The 19,129-nt window shown below is 60.0% G+C and carries 16 protein-coding genes; 5 read left to right on the top strand and 11 right to left on the bottom strand.

Going from position 1 to position 19,129, the window contains the following annotated elements; genetic code table 11:
• Both ACSQ25_RS12650 and ACSQ25_RS12645 read left to right on the top strand, forming a co-directional pair.
• Complete coding sequence (locus ACSQ25_RS12650; RefSeq protein WP_436106040.1) at positions 1–1,002, top strand: ATP-binding protein; 1,002 nt, start codon at positions 1–3, stop codon at positions 1,000–1,002.
• A gap of 106 nt (positions 1,003–1,108) precedes the next feature.
• Positions 1,109–2,476 carry a hypothetical protein gene (locus tag ACSQ25_RS12645; RefSeq protein WP_436106039.1) on the top strand — a complete coding sequence of 456 codons (1,368 nt, stop codon included), beginning with the start codon at positions 1,109–1,111 and terminating at the stop codon, positions 2,474–2,476.
• Positions 2,477–2,496: 20 nt separating this feature from the next.
• Here ACSQ25_RS12645 and ACSQ25_RS12640 read toward each other — a convergent pair whose 3' ends face one another.
• Entirely contained in the window at positions 2,497–3,417 is a 921-nt protein-coding gene (locus ACSQ25_RS12640; protein ID WP_436106038.1) for a site-specific integrase, read from the bottom strand.
• Positions 3,418–3,426: 9 nt separating this feature from the next.
• Positions 3,427–4,389, bottom strand: coding sequence for a DUF4238 domain-containing protein (locus ACSQ25_RS12635; RefSeq protein ID WP_436106037.1), 963 nt, complete (start codon positions 4,387–4,389; stop codon positions 3,427–3,429).
• 208 nt (positions 4,390–4,597) lie between these two features.
• On the opposite strand from ACSQ25_RS12635, the gene ACSQ25_RS12630 reads away from it, so the two are divergent.
• On the top strand, positions 4,598–5,617 hold the full coding sequence (locus ACSQ25_RS12630) for a DNA-binding protein (RefSeq protein WP_436106036.1): 1,020 nt from the start codon (positions 4,598–4,600) through the stop codon (positions 5,615–5,617).
• A gap of 78 nt (positions 5,618–5,695) precedes the next feature.
• Here ACSQ25_RS12630 and cadR read toward each other — a convergent pair whose 3' ends face one another.
• Positions 5,696–6,121 carry a Cd(II)/Pb(II)-responsive transcriptional regulator gene (gene cadR / locus ACSQ25_RS12625; protein ID WP_436106035.1) on the bottom strand — a complete coding sequence of 142 codons (426 nt, stop codon included), beginning with the start codon at positions 6,119–6,121 and terminating at the stop codon, positions 5,696–5,698.
• An 82-nt stretch (positions 6,122–6,203) separates the two neighbouring features.
• Between cadR and ACSQ25_RS12620 the strand changes: the two genes are divergently transcribed.
• Positions 6,204–8,684 (top strand): heavy metal translocating P-type ATPase, encoded by a 2,481-nt coding sequence (locus tag ACSQ25_RS12620; RefSeq protein ID WP_436106034.1) that lies wholly within the window; start codon positions 6,204–6,206, stop codon positions 8,682–8,684.
• Here the strand turns inward: ACSQ25_RS12620 and ACSQ25_RS12615 are convergent.
• From ACSQ25_RS12615 to ACSQ25_RS12580, 8 genes are all read right to left on the bottom strand, one after another.
• Positions 8,663–9,268 (bottom strand): SIS domain-containing protein, encoded by a 606-nt coding sequence (locus tag ACSQ25_RS12615; protein ID WP_436106033.1) that lies wholly within the window; start codon positions 9,266–9,268, stop codon positions 8,663–8,665. The two genes, ACSQ25_RS12620 and ACSQ25_RS12615, sit on opposite strands and share 22 nt — an antisense overlap.
• A complete protein-coding gene (locus tag ACSQ25_RS12610) occupies positions 9,265–10,236 on the bottom strand; it encodes a cation diffusion facilitator family transporter (RefSeq protein ID WP_436106032.1) in 972 nt (323 codons plus the stop codon). Before ACSQ25_RS12610 ends, ACSQ25_RS12615 begins: the two co-directional genes overlap by 4 nt.
• A 68-nt stretch (positions 10,237–10,304) precedes the next feature.
• Complete coding sequence (locus ACSQ25_RS12605; RefSeq protein ID WP_436106031.1) at positions 10,305–10,487, bottom strand: hypothetical protein; 183 nt, start codon at positions 10,485–10,487, stop codon at positions 10,305–10,307.
• Positions 10,488–10,526: 39 nt separating this feature from the next.
• The gene (locus ACSQ25_RS12600; protein WP_436106030.1) at positions 10,527–11,138 is read right to left on the bottom strand and encodes a hypothetical protein; all 612 of its coding nucleotides are present in this window, start codon (positions 11,136–11,138) and stop codon (positions 10,527–10,529) included.
• 9 nt (positions 11,139–11,147) lie between these two features.
• On the bottom strand, positions 11,148–14,312 hold the full coding sequence (locus tag ACSQ25_RS12595; protein ID WP_436106029.1) for a CusA/CzcA family heavy metal efflux RND transporter: 3,165 nt from the start codon (positions 14,310–14,312) through the stop codon (positions 11,148–11,150).
• 14 nt (positions 14,313–14,326) lie between these two features.
• A complete protein-coding gene (locus tag ACSQ25_RS12590; protein WP_436106028.1) occupies positions 14,327–15,547 on the bottom strand; it encodes an efflux RND transporter periplasmic adaptor subunit in 1,221 nt (406 codons plus the stop codon).
• Positions 15,544–16,839, bottom strand: a complete 1,296-nt coding sequence (locus ACSQ25_RS12585; protein ID WP_436106027.1) for a TolC family protein — start codon at positions 16,837–16,839, stop codon at positions 15,544–15,546. Before ACSQ25_RS12585 ends, ACSQ25_RS12590 begins: the two co-directional genes overlap by 4 nt.
• Before the next feature lie 580 nt (positions 16,840–17,419).
• Complete coding sequence (locus tag ACSQ25_RS12580; protein WP_436106026.1) at positions 17,420–18,289, bottom strand: cation diffusion facilitator family transporter; 870 nt, start codon at positions 18,287–18,289, stop codon at positions 17,420–17,422.
• Between the two features lie 209 nt (positions 18,290–18,498).
• Between ACSQ25_RS12580 and ACSQ25_RS12575 the strand changes: the two genes are divergently transcribed.
• Positions 18,499–18,999: a hypothetical protein gene (locus ACSQ25_RS12575; RefSeq protein ID WP_436106025.1), complete on the top strand. Its 501-nt coding sequence runs from the start codon at positions 18,499–18,501 to the stop codon at positions 18,997–18,999.
• Positions 19,000–19,129 lie beyond the last annotated feature (130 nt).

Genomic DNA, 19,129 nt, shown 5'->3' with positions numbered 1-19,129 from the left:
ATGCCGAGCCACGAAAACCAGCCTGACGTTAAGCGGGCCAGCACGTCCACGTTTGATGCCGACATGCGGGAGCGTCTGCTGCCCAGCCATCCGATCAGGGGAGGGGACTATACGCTGCCTACACCAATGATGCAGCGGACTTATGCGCTTGTTCGCGAACTGGTCTGGGCCCGCCGGACCGGGACAGTGTTTTATTCGTCGCCACGCATGGGAAAGACGCGCTGCGCGCTCGCTATTCGGGACTTGCTGCGAGCAGAGTTCCCCAACATTTATGTAACTTTGCTCAGTACACGCCCGAGTGGGCGCCCAACGACTTCGCACATGCTGCGGCTCATATTGGAGGCTGAGTCGCACGTCCTTTCGAAACGGCCCGATCCGAACCTATTATTCGGAAATGCAGTGGCCGATATTCGTGTGAAGGCTGGGCGCATCGGGGCGAAACAGTATGTCTTACTGATTGACGAGATGCAGCTGTTGAACGACGCCGACCTCCAGCAGCTGGTGTGCTTTCATAACCAGCTGGAACTTCAGAACCTGAAGATGACGGCGATATCCTTTGCGCAGCCGGAAATTTTGCATCGGCGAACCAGCCTGCTGGCAAATAACGCTAGGCAGATTATTGGGCGATTCTTGAGCGATACGCTGCAGTTCGACGGGTGCTGCAGCGAGGGCGATTTCGGTGCTCTCCTACGGTGTTACGATATGGCATCGGAATATCCGGAAGGATCAGGGATCACTTACACGCAGTTCTTTTTCCCGGTAGCTTTTCGCGCCGGATTTCGTCTCGAGACATACCGCACTGCTCTGTGGGACGTGCTGCACCGCGCAGCTGGCAGTATTGCCGATCAAGGCGTTCCGATGGAACACATCTGTCTGACAATTGAAGATCTATTGCTTTCACTTAGGCGGCAGGATCACACCGGCTTCCGCATCGATGGCGACGACATTGATGCCGCCGTATCAGCATCGAAGCTGCGTTCCTTTAGCGACGTACTGAACTGAAGCACCGGAGCGACTTATGCGCACGCGTGCTAATGCGTTAAGGCTAACTTGGGATCCGGCGTTGCACTTCCCCTTTGAATCTGGTTGGTCGTTGTTTCGAAAGGTCATGATTCTTAATAACTTGAACGAGCTTGAGCTTGGCGATCTGATTTCGCGCCCGAAGATGCCAAGAACAAAGTCGCGCATACGGAACTGCGCCGACAGCAGCTGGATCGACTTCACCCGCTTCAGTGAGTTGCTTGAAGTGCCGGCGAGGGACCTTAAAAACGGGTTTTGGGACCAGCTCGGCATCAAGGTGATAGGCGGCGAAAGGAGCTCTTCGAGATTCTGCGGTTACTGCTGGCATTCGCACCAGTTCCACTGCCTGTTCTCCGACCTGGGTTGGTTAAGACGCTGCCCCTGGCACAATTCCGATATCACTCGTCCAAACACGCTGGGAAAGCCAGCTCAGTTCAATGAAGTGTTGAGAAGTGACCTAGACCAGATGTCGCTAGACAAGCTGCTGTCGATTTCACCCATGAAACGTGACGACCGGCATCGCATCATTGGCTATATCGTCGAGTACCTCGAGTGGTGGCGTGCGGTGCAGGGAAAAGTTCCGGCCGCTGACGTTCTACTGCATGATCTTATCAGCACTATCGAACCGACCGAGCAAAGTAAGTTGGAGGTGGCGTGGCAAGCTGGCTTTGCCAAGGAGCAGGCACCTCTGCAATATGAATCGTGGATACTCGAGGGGACACCGTCAATCGCATGCAGGTACGTCCGGGTGACCGATGCGGGAAGAGCGCCCGATCTTTCAGAGGATCGCACGACGGTTCGCGACGACACCGGCAGGTGTTACCGCGCCATGCGACGCCACATCTTCCGAAATTTTGTGCGGCGTCACCGGAGATGCCTGTCCAAACTTTCGAAATTGGATCAAGACGATCGATTGTCTCTAACGGGAAGCGGAGTCTGCGCGACTTGCTTGGCTTACGTGGTCTGGCGGATGTCGACAGAAAGTCTAATGATCATGAAGGGACTGAGTATTCCCAGGAAGAGCAACTACGAGCTAAGGCTTTCGGAACCATGGACTCATAACCCGTCAGATGACCCAACCCGCCTCAGCTTCACATACATGCAGTTCTTTGGGCTTTGGGCAGCAATAGTCGATCGCCTGGGCAGGGGAGGCTTGAAAGTCTCCTTGCAAGATACGGTATCGACACCTCAGGTCGTGTTTGCTCGGGATGAGTCCCGTCCTTTTGATTCCCCGCTCCGAACACTACATTGTCTCTATCCTGATCCTGCAGCTCTGGTCTCGCGTGCGGGCCGTCCGTGCAAAGTGCCATGGACACTGCTTTCAAGCGAGCAGCAGTGCGTCTTGCGGACCTGGGAGTGGCTGAATACGTTGAGGCCAACAGAGAAGTCCTTGTTCGAAATCTATCTGGAGACGAGCCCGGACGCCGTGACGACGTTGCATCAATTGTGGGTGTAGAAATCTGGGCTGATCGTAGTTCATCTCCGCAGATCGCCGAAGTGCTCTCCCGCTTCGAGGTATCGGATTGCAGACTGGACGTCACGCCACCCGACATATTCCATCAGAGTTTTCAGGTCCCAACCGTTCGATGTCGCCCAGGAAGCGAACCCACGGCGTAAAGAATGCCCACTGTACTCATCGGCGGATGCGATACCCGCAGCGAGGAACAATGATCGAAGCAAGGGAACCAGACTATTGATGTGCAGTCCTTCGCAGCTAATATTGCCCCAGCGATCGATGCCCCGAAACACTGGCCCTTCCGTAATGCCTGAAAGCGCAGTCCAGGCTGTGTAGGCGTCGACCGGGCAAAGTTTTTGCAATGCAGGCGTCTTGAATGTCAATCCTTGAGCATCTCTATCGCCTTTAGAGATGGGCAAGAAGCAGCTAATTCCCTTCCCGGGGACTGCCTTCGTATGCTCGACTCGAAGACGGGTAAGTTCGTCGCCACGGAATCCGCGCCAAAATCCTAATAACAGGAGTGCGCGGTCGCGGGTATGACGCAGCGCATCGGAGCGGCGACCATGCTCAGTCGCCAGTGCGATCATTTGGTCGAGCCAGGCCACGATCTGGTTCACTTCCTCAAGCTGAACCGGCTTGGCTTGCTTTTGCTGAGAAGGGTGCAACGATCGAATACCCTTGAGCACTTTGCGTACGATTGGGGCCTTGGTCGGGTCTGCGAAGCCATGTTCAAGATGCCATGAAGCTAAGGCAGCCAAACGCTGGTTCAGGGTACTTATAGACAGCGCGCTCGCATGTTCTGCGAGATATCGCGCTATCGTATCTCCGCTTGCAGGCAGAAGACCTCCCCATTGCACTTCAAAGTGCTCAACCGCTGAGCGATAACTTCGATGAGTGTTTTCCCGCGATGCGGCGTTGAGGTAAGTGTCGATGGTGTTCATGAGGTGCTCCTAGCGTTGCCACGTACCCAGATGTCGAAGCACGTCCGCACCACGACGGATCTCGCCATCTCGCATCCGATAGCGGAATCGGTCGTCGCGAGCGTAGATCTGCCGCTGCCAGTGGCCCAGAATGACGCCGTTCATCAAGGCTACCTGTGCCTCGTCGGCATCGACAACTTCGTCCGGACCCTCGAATGTTCCAATCATTGCCAGATCGTGGGAAATGGTGAACAGAACTTCGGTCCCACGAAGTGCAAAGCCAGGCCCTCCTAGGCCATCGGTCATCGGGCGATCCGCCCACTGCAGAATAACTGGATGATCCGAGGTGATGAATCCACCAGTGCCAGGCAGAGCGCGAGCAAGAAGCCACCGCCGTTGCCCAAGCAGCGGCAGCACCGAATCGACAAGCTTCAACTCCTGGCCAACATGGTGGGTGGTTGACACGGAGATTGCGTACTCGTCTCTGTCGACGAAGTCCCGCATCCGCTCATACGGCAGGATGTCCTCGGATTGCAAGGCGCCGACACGCGCAGCCTGCGCAAAACTCGATTCGTATCGCTCTTTTGTTGCAAGTGTCAAGTCCATTACCCGCTTCATGACTTGCTCGAGGCTGCGCCGAACGTTCTCGCGCATACCAGGATTGCGAACGGCGAGCAGTGCAATCAGGTTCAGTACCAAGTTCCGGTCCTCCGGATCCTTGATCTCCCGTTCGCGGCAAATACGCTCAAGCGCCTTGTCGAGCTTGCCTTCGAACACGGCAATTCCTGACTCAACGTAGTCGGGCGGGATGCCGTCAATGTCAACGCGGTTGAAGTCACGGCCTGCAGCCACATTGCGGGGGACCGTCGGAAATTGACGTCCGGTCTCGAAATCGGTGACGTGCAGCGTCGACTTCTTGCTACGGCCTTTCGTAAATCCCTTCAAGTAGCATTGCGGGACCCAGTGGTGATTTCGCGAGATGTTAGCAGTCATGGTATATCCAAGGTGCTCGCAGAGGGCTGGTGTAATGGTGACAGCACATTTTAGCGCGTCAGCACTCGTCACGCGGGATAATTCTTGATTATCCCATGCGTAAAACCCAACAAACGTAGCGGGTGATTCGATCAAATTAGTATGTATTATGATAGTATGTACATCAGTACGAAATTTCCGATTGGGGTGAATTATGGCGCGTGCAGGAGTGTATTTTTCCGATGTAAAGCGTGCACGGGACGCCTTGATTGCCAAGGGGCGCCGCCCCTCGATCGACGCAGTACGCGCTGAGATGGGCGACACCGGTTCGAAGACGACCATTCACAAGTACCTTCGGGAGCTTGAAGCGCAAGAGGAAGTCCGCAGCTATTCAGTCAGTGAGGCAATCCAGGAACTAGTCGCCAGGCTTGCTGAACAGCTAAAGAGCGAGGCTGGTGTCGAGATCGCTGACCTGCGCGAACAACTCGCGACCGAACGGGAAAAACATGCTTTGGATCTAAAGGCTGCCGAAACAAACTTGGCAGCAGCAAACGCCAGCATCGACGAGATCAGCGCGACGTTGTCATCGACTCAGGATCAGCTCAGTATTCTTCAGAGCCAGTTCCATGAAGAGCAAGTTGCCAGGCACACGGCTGAGCAACGCAGCCGTGACATCGTTGAGCGATTGGCCGATTCGGAAAGACATCAGAAGTCTCTGGAACAAAAGCATGCGCAGGCGCGCGAAGCATTGGAGCACTTTCGGACGGCAGTGAAAGATCAGCGGGAGCAAGAAGGGCGACGTCATGAACAGCAGGTTCAATCTGTACAAGCCGAATTGCGTCAGGCTAACCAGAGCACGGCGCTCAAGCTAGAGCAGCTGACACAACTGAACAAGGAAGCCGCAGCCCTGGCTGCAGAGCTGGCAGCCGGAAAACAGGCGCTTTATCAGGAAAAGGAATCCATTCGGGCCCTCAGGCGCAGGATCGAGCAGCTGGAGTCGGTTGAATCACGGGCCGCTGCACTGGAGGCCCAGCACAACGACGTTCGGGCTCGCAAGCAAGAAATCGAAGCTGAACTCGCGAAGGCGAACGAGGCGTGTAGCGAGCTTCGTCGACAGAACGCGGCTCTCGAAAGCGAGCTTGCCAGCACTCGTCTGACGAATACGCTTGAACAGAAAATTGCACAGTTGCAGAAGGCCGTGTTCGGACCTGATCAGCCTGCGGCAACAACGGAACCAGCAGGAGAGTAACGCGCTTTCGCGGCCCGGCAACTGTTGTGGCGAGCGCTTGACGCTGGCATGGTTTCGCCCGATGCGACTCGTCGGAAACTAGTTGCCCGTTCGCGGTCCATCTGGCGCGGCTGGATCGGCGCCGAGTGCACGCAGAATGGCGCACGATTCGGTCGTATCGTTACTGACGCAGCGGCCACGAAGTGTTCGCAATTGTGCTTCGAGCGCCGCCAGGGCCTGAATACGCTTTTCCACCAGCGAAATGTGCCTGTCCAGCAGTTCGTTCACCCCTGCGCACTCCTGTTCAGGATGATCGCGCAAATTCGACAGCACCCTTATTTCGTCGATTGTCATGTCGAGCGCACGGCAGTGGCGTATGAAGGACAGCCGTTCGCTGTGCCTCTCATCGTAATTACGGTAGTTGTTCGCAGCCCGCTCGGGCGCTTTGAGCAGTCCGATGCGTTCGTAGTATCGAATCGTTTCGACCAAGCATCCCGACCGGTCCGCCAGCTCACCAATTTTCATCCTGCACTCCACGATAACCCTTGACCCTGTACCCGCTATATGGTTTTAAATGGAGACTATACACAGTTTCCCGGAGGTTGGAATGTCGGAATGTCAGAGCAAATCGTGTTGCGCCCCGTCGGTCGCACCAGGACCAGCGTCCGAGCCGGTACAAAGCGCCGGCGCGGTCCTGGAACTTCGCATCGCACAGATGGATTGCCCGACAGAAGAAGGCTTGTTGCGCCAGTCGCTGTCCCGTGTACCCGGCATTGGAGCCTTGGAATTCAATCTGGTGCAACGCAAGCTGCGCGTGTCGCACAGCCTGGCCGATACCGCCCCCATCCTGGCGGCCGTTCGCGCGGTCGGCATGGAGCCCGTTGTCGGGGGCGTAGCACGGGCCGCCGACAAAACGCATCCGACAGTCTTCACGGTCGAGGATATGTGTTGCCCAACGGAAGAGGCGCTCATCCGCGGCAAGCTCGAAACCATGCCGAACATCGAACGACTCGAGTTCAATCTCATGCAGCGGACACTGAGTGTTTGGCACGGCGGCCCGGCTACTACGATCGAAGAAGCCCTGCATTCGCTTGGCATGCGGGCCGTCGTCGTCGGTGAAGAACGCGGGCAGGATTCGGCGCACACGCAGGAACGTGCTCCGAACAGGCAGGCGGTGAGCCTTGCCCTGGGTCTGGCTGCGGCAGTCGGCGCGGAAATCCTTGCGTGGAGCACCGGCCAGGAAAATTCCCTGCCTGTCATCCTGCTGTCGCTCGCCGCCATCGCCATCTCGGGCCTGGGCGTCTATAAAAAAGGCTGGATTGCCCTGCGCAACCGCAACCTGAACATCAACGCCTTGATGTCGATTGCCGTGACAGGAGCCGTCCTGATCGGCCAGTGGCCGGAGGCCGCGATGGTCATGGTCTTGTTCGCGATCGCCGAGCTGATCGAAGCGCGCTCCCTTGACCGTGCGCGCAACGCCATCCAGGGACTGATGGCACTGGCGCCCGACACCGTCAGCGTTCGCCTTGACGACGGCAGCTGGGCGGAGCGCGATGCCGCAAGCGTCGCAGTCGGCAGTGTTGCAAGAGTGAGGCCAGGTGGACGGATTGCCCTCGATGGCGATGTGACCGAAGGACAATCCACAGTCAACCAGGCGGCTATCACAGGCGAAAGCATGCCGGTTGCCAAAGGACCCGGCGACAAAGTTTTCGCCGGAACGGTCAACGAGAACGGCTCCTTCGAGTACCGGGTCAGCGCCGCCCATAGCAATTCGACACTGTCGCGCATCATCCGGGCGGTGGAAGAAGCTCAGGCGAGCCGGGCCCCGACGCAGCGTTTCGTTGACCGGTTCTCGCGCATCTATACGCCTGCGGTGTTTGCGATTGCCGTGCTGGTCGCCGTCGTCCCGCCTCTGGCCTTTGGCGGCGACTGGATGCCGTGGATTTACAAAGCTCTCGTGATGCTCGTAATCGCCTGTCCGTGCGCGCTGGTCATCTCCACGCCAGTCACCATCGTCAGCGGCCTGGCCGCGGCGGCCCGCGCCGGCATCCTGGTCAAAGGTGGCATCTACCTGGAGCAGGGTGGACATCTGCGTTCGATCGCACTGGACAAGACTGGCACCATTACTCAAGGCAAGCCCGTAGTGACCGATGTACAGGTGTTGCTTGGTGACGGCGAACGCAATCGTTGGCTGGCGGCCTCGCTTGCCGGCCGGTCCGACCATCCGGTATCGAGCGCGGTCAGCCGCCATTGGGACGGCCAGGCACAGTCAGTTCCGCTGGCCGAGGTTGGGGACTTCGAAGCAATCGCCGGGCGTGGCACCAAAGGGCGTATCGGCGGCGCGTGGTACTACCTCGGGAACCACCGTCTGGTGGAGGAACTGGGCATCTGCAACGCCGAGACGGAGGCCACCTTGGGCCGTCTCGAACAGGAAGGAAAGACAGCCGTCGTGCTGTGTGATGATTCCGCGCCGCTCCTGGTGATCGGCGTCGCCGACACGATCCGCGCAACCAGTCGCGCGGCGATCGCCGAGCTCCACCAACTGGGCGTGCGGACGGTCATGCTCACCGGCGATAATGCCGTGACGGCGTCGGCGATCGCGCGCCAGGTCGGCATCGACGACGCGCGCGGCAACTTGCTGCCGGAGAATAAGCTAGCGGCTATCGAAGACGAGCGCGCGAAGTACGGCACAGTAGGCATGGTCGGGGACGGCATCAACGATGCGCCGGCACTGGCGAAGGCCGATATCGGCTTCGCGATGGGAGCCGCCGGCACAGATACCGCCATCGAAACGGCGGACGTCGCCCTGATGGACGACGACTTGGGCAAGCTCGCGCAGTTCGTACGCCTGAGCCGCAAGACCGCCGCCATTCTCCGCCAGAACATCGTGCTCGCCCTGGCGATCAAGGCGGTCTTCATGGTCCTTGCTTTCACGGGAACGGCAACCCTGTGGATGGCTGTGTTCGCCGACATGGGAGCGAGCCTGCTCGTCGTGTTTAACGGGTTGCGCCTGCTCGATCGCTCGCGGACGCAGGCGTCGCCAACAGCCGGCAAGATCAACCTGGTTCAGGACGACATGCCCGCCTGAACGTAATTTTGCGGCCGCAAGGAGCGCTCCGTAAGTTCGATCAGAATGTGGATGACCTTGATGTGCAGTTCCTGGACCCGGTCGGCGTAGCGGCCCGCGCTGGTACAGATGCACACGTCGGCATGTTGGGCCAACGGCGATCCAGGACGTCCTGTCAGGCCGACCACCTTCATACCGCGGGTTCGCGCCGCCTCGGCTGCGAGCACGACCGACGGGCTGCTGCCGCTCGTGCTGATGGCAAACAGCAAGTCACCGGCGGCGCCGTTCCCCTGGACGAAACGGGCGAATACGTGCTCGTAGCCATAATCGTTGGCGACACAGCTAAGGTAGCTTGGGTCGCTGATAGCGACGGCCGCCATCGCCGGCCGGTCGTCGCGGAATCGCCCGGACAATTCTTCCGCCAGATGCATGGCGTCGCACATCGAGCCGCCATTGCCGCACGATATCACCCGTCGACCGGCTTCCATGGTTCCGACCAAAAGCTGGGCGGCGGCCTCGATGTTCCTGAGCTGAGCTTCGTCGCCAAGCAGGCGGTCGAGCCCTTCGCGCGCTTCGACAAGGCTGTTCCTGATGTGTTCGATCATCGTGTTGCTCCTTCGTGTTCGTGTGCATGCCCCGCATGCTCGCCGTTGTCAGCGTCCATGGCCGGCCCGAACGAGTGCTCATCGGCTTCCTGCTCGCATGGCGTCGCTTCGATCTGCACCGTGCTGTGATGGATGTCGAACTCGGTCGCGACTATGCTGCGCACCGCCACCAGCAGCGCCTGGGGATCCGTGATGTCCGCCTGATGGACCACATGGACGGTCAGGCTCGACTTGCCGCTCGTGATTGCCCAGACATGCAGGTCGTGCACGCTAACCACGCCAGGCACGCGAAGGATCGCGTCCCTGACCTGGTCGATACCCAAGCCCTCCGGAACACCTTCGAGCAGTACATTCATGCTCTCCTTGAGCAGCGTCCATGTGCGTGGCAGCACCCAAAGGCCAATCCCGACAGCAATCAGGGAATCGACCCAGCCCCAGCCTGTGTAGCGGATGACCAGCGCGCCGATGATGACACCAATGGACCCAAGCATGTCACTCCAGACCTCGAGGTAGGCCCCCTTCACGTTCAGGCTACTGTCCTTTCCGCTGGAGAGTAATCGCATGCTAATAAGGTTGACCATCAGCCCAAAAGCTGCGACGACCAGCATCGTGCCCGACTCGATGTCTGGTGGCGTGCCAAGACGTTCGTAGGCTTCATATAGGATATAAATCGCTACAAGAAACAGCAGGATCGCATTGAAGGCCGCGGCGAGGATTTCGAACCGGTAGTAGCCGAAGGTGCGTGCGCTGTCGGCCGGACGCTTTCCGATACGGATCGCCGCCAGCGAGATGGCGAGCGCGGCCGTATCGGTGAACATATGCGCTGCGTCCGAAATAAGTGCGAGACTGTTGGTGAGGATGCCGCCAATAATCTCGGCAATGAGGAAAGCAGTCGTGAGGATCAGTGCGATCCAGAGTGGCCGCTCATTCTGGCCCGGTTGTGGTGCGTGAGAATGCCCTGCGCCCATTCAATTCCTCCTGTTTAAAGTCCCGTTAATAAATTTTTTTGCAACGATCAGCGGCGGCACGTCTTCACCTACATTTCCTCGTTGTCACCAGCTGACCCTCGGGCGGCTTTTTCTGCTTCGCCGGCCTTTTTGTACTTCCGCCAGCCGAGATACAACCACACGAGCCCTGCCAGGACCAGTCCAGCCACGATGACGATGGCGACAAAGTGATCCTGCAGGGATACGGGTGCCTGTTGTTGAAGCACATTCATTTCTTCCTCCAAGCCAAACCATTACATTCAGACCGAACTTCACTCGAGCAGTTTTTTGAAACGAAGCAATGAACGCACGAACAGCACGAGCACGAGCCCCAGGCCGGCGGCGGCGTCGAGCTTTCCACTATCAGTTAGGCCCGTCACCAGATACGCAATGAGCGCAAGTACAGCAGGTGCCGCCGAGAGCAGTGTATCGGCAGCAATGCCGGTGCGTCGCCACCTACTCGACTGGCGAACCCATGCCACTTTGCCGGTCGCAAGTGCGGCGAAGACGCCTGGTAACGCCCAGGCCACGACAGCAGCGATGTCGATCGGCTCAGCGTGCGCAAGGCCGTGAATGCCTTGCGCAGCAACGCGCATGACGAGAAGCAGGCAGGCCGCCGACATCGCTATGAACAAGAACAGGTAGTCGAACACGTCCACGTTTTTCCTTGTGGATTGCGCGCTCCCACTTGCCAGCAGCGCAGACCCGACGCTGGCAAGATGGTGCGCAGCGCCGGCAAGCAGCAGCACGCTCTCCAGGGCGACGCCGCCGATCGCACAAGCCACGAAAGATGCGCCGTGCAGGGCGACCTCGAGCCGTACAGCGTTCGAGGCCGATGTCCGGACGGGCCGGCCCTTCTTCTCCGGATAGTGGGGCAAGCGCATCCGGCAGCCTCACTGCACGACTACCTTCCCGGCCGGTGCGGGCATCTCAACCTCATCCTTGCGATGCGCGAAGCGGTAGAGAAGCGGGAGTACCAGCAAGGTGAGGGCGGTCGAGGACAAAATGCCGCCGATCACGACCGTGGCCAGCGGCCGCTGTACTTCGGCGCCGGTGCCGGTCGCAATTGCCATCGGGACAAAACCAAGCGATGCCACCAGCGCGGTCATGAGAACCGGTCGCAAGCGGGTCAACGCGCCGTGGCGGAGAGCCTGGTCAAGTCCCATTCCTTCCTCGCGCAAGGTCCGGATGTACGAAATCATCACCAGCCCGTTGAGCACTGCCACCCCCGACAGGGCAATGAACCCAATTGCGGCCGAGATCGACAGGGGGATACCCCGCAGCGCGAGCGCGGCCACGCCTCCGGTCAACGCGAATGGAATGCCTGTAAAGACCAGTAGACCGTCCTTGACGTTGTTGAACATCATAAACAGCAGGGTAAACACGATGAACAGGGCTAAGGGTACGACCAGCCGCAGCCGCGTGGTGGCCGACTGCAACTGCTCGAAGGTGCCGCCCCAATCGGTCCAGTAGCCGGCCGGCACTTTCACTTCCTTGGCAATCGCCGCCGCGGCATCAGGCACGAAGCTGCCAATGTCGCGTCCGCGTACATTGGCGCTCACGACAATCCGACGCTTGCCGTTCTCGCGGCTGATCTGGTTCGGTCCCGGTGAGAATTCGAGACCGGCGACCTCGCCCAGCGGGATATAGCTGGTAGCGCGACCGTCGCTGGCAGGAAGCGGGATGGGGAGCTGGCGGAGCGCGTCGAGGTCGGTGCGCAGGTTTTCCGGCAGGCGCACCACGATGTCGAAGCGGCGGTCGCCCTCGAACATGGTTCCGGCGTCGCGCCCACCGGTGGCGATGGCCAGCGCTTCCTGGACGTCGCCGATGTTCAGGCCGAAGCGGGCGGTCTTCTCGCGGTCGATGTTCACGGTCAGCATCGGCAGGCCACCGGTTTGCTCGACCTTGACCTCCTCGGCGCCGGGGATGCGGCCGAGCACCCGGGCAATCGCCTGGCCGGTCGTCTCCAGGACTTCCATGTCGTCGCCGTACACCTTTACCGCGACGTCGCTGCGCACACCTGAAATGAGCTCGTTGAAGCGGAGCTGGATCGGCTGCGAAAACTCGTAGGCATTGCCGGCGTATTTGCTGGCTTCAACCTCGATCGCTTCGATCAGCTCGGCACGGGTTTTCTTCGGTGCGGGCCAGCTGGACTCCGGCTTGAGCATGATGTAACCATCCGAGATGTTCGGTGGCATCGGATCGGACGCGATTTCCGCCGTGCCGGTGCGCGCGAACACACGGTCGATCTCGGGGAACTTCGCCTTCAGGCCGGCCTCGAGCTTCTTTTGCATCTCGACCGACTGGCTCAGGCTGGTTCCAGGGATGCGCAGCGACTGCAGTGCCAAGTCGCCCTCGTTCAGGCTCGGGATGAACTCGCTGCCGAGCCGGGTTGCCAGCAGGCCAGCCAGCACGACCAGGACTACCGCCCCGGTGATGACAGGGGCGGAATTGCGCAGCACCTTCTCGAGCAGCGGTGCGTAGGCGCGGCGGGCGAAGCCCATGATCCGGTTTTCCTTTTCGGCCACGCGATTCCCGATGAACAGGGCGACGGCGGCCGGAATGAACGTGATCGACAGGATCATCGCGCCCAGCAGCGCGGCCACGACGGCAAATGCCATCGGATGAAACATCTTTCCTTCGACACCGGACAGGGCGAAGATCGGCAGGTACACCACCATGATGATCAGCTGGCCGAACAGCAGGGGACGTCGCGCTTCCTTCGCAGCGGCAAACACTTCGTGGAAGCGCTCGGCCAGCGTGAGTTCGCGCCGGTGATGTTCCTGGGCGTGCGCCAGGCGCCGCACGCAGTTCTCGACGATGACGACGGCCCCGTCAATGATGATGCCGAAGTCGAGGGCGCCCAGGCTCATCAGGTTGGCACTGACCTTGTAAGTCACCATTCCGGTGAAGGTGAACAGCATCGCCAGTGGGATGACCATGGCGGTGATGATCGCCGCACGAATGTTACCCAAGAACAGGAAGAGGATGACGATCACCAGGACCGCGCCTTCGAGCAGGTTCTTCTTGACGGTATTGATCGCCTTGTCGACCAGGACGGTGCGGTCATATACCGGGATCGCCTTGACGCCGGCGGGCAGGGATCGGTTGACCTCCACCATCTTCTCCGACACCGCATGCGAAACTGCTCGGCTGTTCTCGCCGATCAGCATGAACACCGTGCCGAGCACGACTTCGCGTCCGTTCTCGGTGGCGGCCCCGGTGCGCAGCTCACGGCCGATGTCGACGGTGGCGACGTCGCGCACGCGGATCGGTATGCCGTCGATGTTGCTGAGGATCGTATTGCGCACATCGTCGAGGCTGCGCACCTGGCCCGGCGCCCTGATCAGGAATTGTTCGCCGCGCCGCTCGATATAGCCGGCGCCGACGTTCGCGTTGTTGCGCTCGATCGCGGTCACGACGTCGGCCAGCGACAGGCCGTACGAGCTGAGTTTGGCGGGATCGGGGGCGATCTGGTATTCCTTGGCAAAGCCCCCGATCGAGTTGATTTCGGTGACCCCGGGCACCTGGCGCAATTGCGGCTTGATGATCCAGTCCTGGACTTCGCGCAGGTCGGTCGGCGTATAGGGCGTTCCATCTGGCTTTTTCGCGCCCGGGTCGGCCTCGACCGTCCACAGGTAGATCTCGCCCAGGCCGGTCGAGATCGGCCCCATCATTGGCACGACACCTCCGGGCAGGCTTTCCCGTGCCTCCTGGATGCGTTGGTTGACAAGTTGGCGGGCGAAATAGATGTCGGTGCCGTCCTTGAAGATGACGGTTACCTGAGACAGGCCGTAGCGCGAAAGCGAGCGGGTCTGTTCCAGCCCGGGCAGCCCGGCCATCACATTCTCGATCGGGAAGGTGACGCGCTGCTCGACTTCGAGCGGTGAGAACCCGGCCGCCGATGTGTTGATCTGTACCTGGACGTTGGTAATGTCCGGAACTGCGTCGATCGGCAGTTTCTGGTAGTTGTAGATGCCGACCGCGGCCATGGCGGTCACGGCAAGCATGACGAGCCATCGATGCTCGATGGCAAAACGAATTATTCTTTCAAACATGGCGGTATCCTCGATCAGTGCTCATGCTCGGCGCTGCCTTTGGCTTGCTCGGCTTTCACCACGAAGCTGCCACTTGCAACATATTGGGCGCCGGCGGCCAAGCCTTCGGCAATGGCGACGTGCTTGCCGTCGCTTGCACCGATTTTCACGGGCTGCGCCTTGAAGCCGTTGGGCGCCTTGACGAACACCACCTGCTTGCCTTCCAGTTCCTGCACCGCCTCAGCCAATACCGTCACTGGTGCCTCGGTCTTGCCGCGCACCAGTTCCACGTTGACGAACAAGCCCGGACGCCATGCGCGGCCCGGATTGTCGATGACTACGCGCGCGGTCGCACTGCGGGTCTGCTCGCCGAGCAGACTTCCGACGTAGCTCACCTTGCCGGCGACACTGGCGTTGCCGGCGGCTGGCCGGATGCTGACTGGCTGCCCCACGCGAATATGTCCCAAGTCCTTGGCGGTGACCGCCATTTCCACCCAGACAGAGGAAAGGTCGGAAACGAGGAAGGCGTTTGCGTCTTCCTTGACTGCCTCGCCCTGGGACAGGTGCTTCTCGACCACGACCCCGGTGAATGGAGCTCGCAGAACGTAGCGGTTGACGGCGCCAGATGCCGGCTCGGCACCCAGTGCGGCCAGCTTGGAGCGCGCCGATTGCAGTTCGATCTGTGCTTCGCTGTAGGCTTGGCGGGCCTGCAAGTAGTCCTGTTCGGCGGAGATGCGGTCCACCCACAGCTTTTTCTCGCGTTCATAGGTAAGGCGAGCCAGTTCCAGGCGCTTGCCTGCGGCGTTCGCCTGACTGCGCAGCTCGGCCAGCTCTGGGCTGGCGATGACGGCCAGTTGCTGGCCTTTCTTCACGTCCTGGCCCAGAGTCGCCGAGACGGCTTCGACGACGCCGGCGACACGCGGGACGATATGGGCCGTGCGGTCTTCGTTGAAGCGCACTTCGCCCGGCAGCGTCACGGTAGCGTCGATGCTGGCCGCGCCTGACGTCGCAATGGCGATGCCGGCCAGCTGCGCCTGCTGGGGCGTCATCTCTATCAAGCCTGGTTCGTCATCTGCGTGGCCAACTTCCGCCCCTGCGGGTTTTTCGCCGGATTCCTCGGCATGGGCGCGTTCGCCTTCGCTCTCCGCTGCGGGCGCGTCCTTCTTCCAGAACACGATAGCCAGTGCAAGGACGATGCCGACGGCAAGCACGATCAGGATGGAAAAAAGATTCTTTCGGTCAATATGAAGTTTCATGGAGTGGTCCTGTTTTCTGGAGCAGCGCCGGTGCCGGCAAGACGGCCAAGGTCGGCGACGGCCCGATAGCGCTCGTATAGCGCCTGGATGTATTGGGTGCGGATCTGCAGGAGCGTGCGCTGCGCGTCGAGCACGTCGAGGAAGCCGAACTTGCCTGCCTCGAAACCAGTCACGGCCGCGTCGAATACGCGCTGGGCCGCCGGCAGGATTTCCTCCCGCATGCTGCGCACCTGCTCACGGGACAGCTGGGCACGCTGGTGGGCGTCAGCCAGTGCTTGGTGCAAGCGCAGTCGTTCGGCGTCGAATTCCGCTTGCGCCTTGTCGGCCCGGGCGAGCGAGGCCTGCAGGGCGCCTTGATTGCGGTTGAAGAGCGGAAGCGGCACCGACAGGCCGACGACGGTTTGCGAGCGGCCGATCTCGTCATCCTTCTTGCTCCCGACGATAAGCGTGACGTCAGGAATGCGCTGTACCCGGTCGAGACCGACCTGCGCCTGTTCGCGTTCAATCTGCAGGCGCGCCCGCCGCACCCGGGGGGCCTGGGCAAGCCCTCGTTCCAGCTCGGCCAAAGGCGGAGGAGGGGTCAGGTCCAGGTCGGGCATAAACAGTGAATGCTGAGGAGGACTGGTATCTCCCCAATACGCGGCCAGCTTGTAGAGTGCGACCGTCGCTTTGGCCTCGGCCTCGACGAACTCGAGGCGGGAGGACGCCTGCGCGACGCCGGCCCGGTCCTGCTCCACTGGCGACACCCGGCCAGCCGCGACGCGCTTGGCGGCCGCCATCGTCGCCTTGGTGGCCACATCGAGCGAGGCCTGCGCAAGGCGAACTCGTTCCTGTGCGGCGAGGGCGTCGAAGTAGGCGATGGTAACGTCGCCGCGCAGGTCGATCCTCGCAGCGTCGAGGCTGCCCGCCGCGAGTCGTTGCTCGCTGTCGGCCAGCCGGATGCGTGCCGAACGCTTGCCGCCAAGCTCAAGGACCTGGCTGAGCTGGACGGTTTGCGTGCGGGTGCCGCGTTGGGTCCCCTCGCGCACGAAGGAGAGCTCCGGGTTGGGAAAGAGTGCGGACTGTCGGCGCATGCCGCCTGCAATAGCCACATCGAGGGCGGCGGCGCGCAAGCCTGGATTTGCCGCCAGCGCTTTCTCGACAGCCTGGTCGAGGGTGAGCGGTGTATTAGCTGCCGGCACCGCCTCGTGAACCGAATGCTCGGACGTAGATTGAGCTGCCGTCTGGGCAGCACTCGGGGACGCCTGTGCAAACAGCACGGACGCCCCAAGGACGAAATACTTGAAATGCATGAATAACTCCGGTCGTTGAAAACGAAGACTATTCAGCGGCGATATGCGCCAAGCGTGCCTGTACGGCTGCTCGACTAAATTAGGAAATTAAGCACCTCGCCGCCGAATCAGACGGCGGAGATCCACTGAGGCCGCTCAGGACGGGCGGGAAAGGAAGAAGAGTAGGGGGACGACACGCTGGGCGGGGCCCCGCGATTCGCAAGCGCGACTGCGACTACGGTCGGAAGGCCGTCCAACGCAAGCGTGGCATGCGAACAGGACGAGCAATGCGAGTGCAAAGCAGCTTTTTTCACGGCACCGGTCGGACTATCGTTCGTATCGGTGGAGGCTCGATGCGTGTCCGCGTCCGAAGAATGGTGTCCAAAATGCTGTGCGGCACGTCCCGACTCGTGCTCGCAATAGGCGGCGACCGCGGTCCAGCTCAGCTGGAGCGCGAAAATCGTCAGTACGAGCATGATGAATCGACGGGCGGCCATGGCAAAAGTATAGCACGGCGCTCCCCGTGAGCCTGAACATGCGCCAAGACCGGCGCGGACCCGGGTGGGAGCCGCACCAGGCAAGGCAATCGGCACGTCGATCTTTATCTGGTCAGTCCGTATTCGATTTCAATCGTAACGTCTCCGAAAGCGTCGTTGCCGATGCATGCGGCGACTTGCTCCCGGATTGACTGCACGCGATCGGCGGGTGCGTCGGTCTTGACAACTAAATGGGTAGTAAGAACATGTGACTCGCCGTCGATTGACCAGCTTCGGGTATCGTGGATGTCGACGACTCCGGGAATAGCCTTCGCCGCGCTTTCGAAGGCACCGACATCGAAGTCGGTCGGTGTGCGCTGCATGAATACCTTGAGAATCTTGCGAAGGTTCCGGAAAACGTTCCAAAGGACAAACAAGGAAATAGCAATCGATAGTGCCGGATCGATCCATGGGAGATCCCATACAGCCATGACTGCCGCACCGATCAGCACAGCAATCCAGCCGAGCGTATCCTCGAGCAGGTGCCAACTGACGACTTTCTCGGTGAGCGAGGACCCCTTGCGCACGCGAAGCACGGCCGCGCCGTTGAAGATCACCCCGATTACGGCAATGACGATCATGCCGGTGGTGTCCACGTCTTCAGGCTCGATCAAGCGCTGTGTTGCCTGCCAGAGAATAAAGCCAATACCAGCGACAAGAACGACAGCAGTGATCAGGCCACCGAGTAAAGAATAGCGGGCGTAGCCGTAGGTGTTCCCTGGCGTGCTGCCCCGTTTTGACAGGCGGTCGAAGTACCAGGCAAGGCCGAGCGAAATTGAATCTCCCAGGTCATGCACGGCATCGCTGAGGATCGATACGCTGTTCGTCCATAGTCCGCCGATTAATTCGATGATGGTGAAGGTGAAGTTCAACAGGAAGGCGACCTTCAGGTTGCCGCTCCCGTGCCGGGTGCCATGCGTGTGTCGATCTCCCATCAGCAGATGCCCTTTTATCAACTGGCGTGAAGCCGTGGTTTCTTTGCAAGTTGACAAGGATGTTACAGGTTTATTGCTTGATGAGCCGCGCGGATATAGAGTGGGCCGGAAACTGCGTTTGGATACAGAGTGGAACCCGGCATCGTCGACTTACTGCCGTGTAGCCATTGCTATCAGTGCAGGAATATTCGACGTCAAGGAGAGACATAATGAAACTGGACCGCGCGCTTCAGCGGGAAATTCTTGAGTTCCTCGCCGATCACTACGCGGGTGATCGTCAGGACGTCTTCCCGCAGAGAGAACTGACTGCTGAGGAAGACGACAAATACACAACCAATCTGCTTTACCTCGAAGCCCACGGCTTAGTCGATTCCGGGCTCGAGAAGGGGGTGGACGGTCATTGGTCCAGCGCCGGAGCACGGATCACCGCACGAGGACTGGATTTTCTTGCGGACGACGGTGGCTTGACGGCAATCTTGGGCACGGTCACGGTGAGGTTTCACGACGATACCATCCGCGAACTCATCGCGATGCGTATCGAGCAGTCTGGGTTGCCAGCCGATGAGAAAACTGGGTTGTTGAATCAGTTGAAGGCGCTCCGCGGGGAGTCGATAAAGCACTTGACCATGAAGCTCCTGGATACCGGACTTGAGCATGCTCCCAAAGCGCTGCCGGTCATTCAAAATTTCCTGGAGACCCTCGCGCGCTAGCCGGCGCAGGTCGCACCAAGCTTCGAACTGGCGAACGTAGGTCGACGTTCGGGCAAGTGGAGTTGAAAGCTGAGCTGGGATGGGATAGCTTGAGCGATACCCGTCGCAGCTCAATTGGAAGTAAATTTGT

The sequence above is a fragment of the Massilia sp. LjRoot122 genome (assembly GCF_964252725.1).
Classification (GTDB): domain Bacteria; phylum Pseudomonadota; class Gammaproteobacteria; order Burkholderiales; family Burkholderiaceae_D; genus Telluria.
The sequence above is the reverse complement of the archived record's forward strand: the minus strand, read 5'-3'. Positions and strand labels throughout refer to the sequence as shown.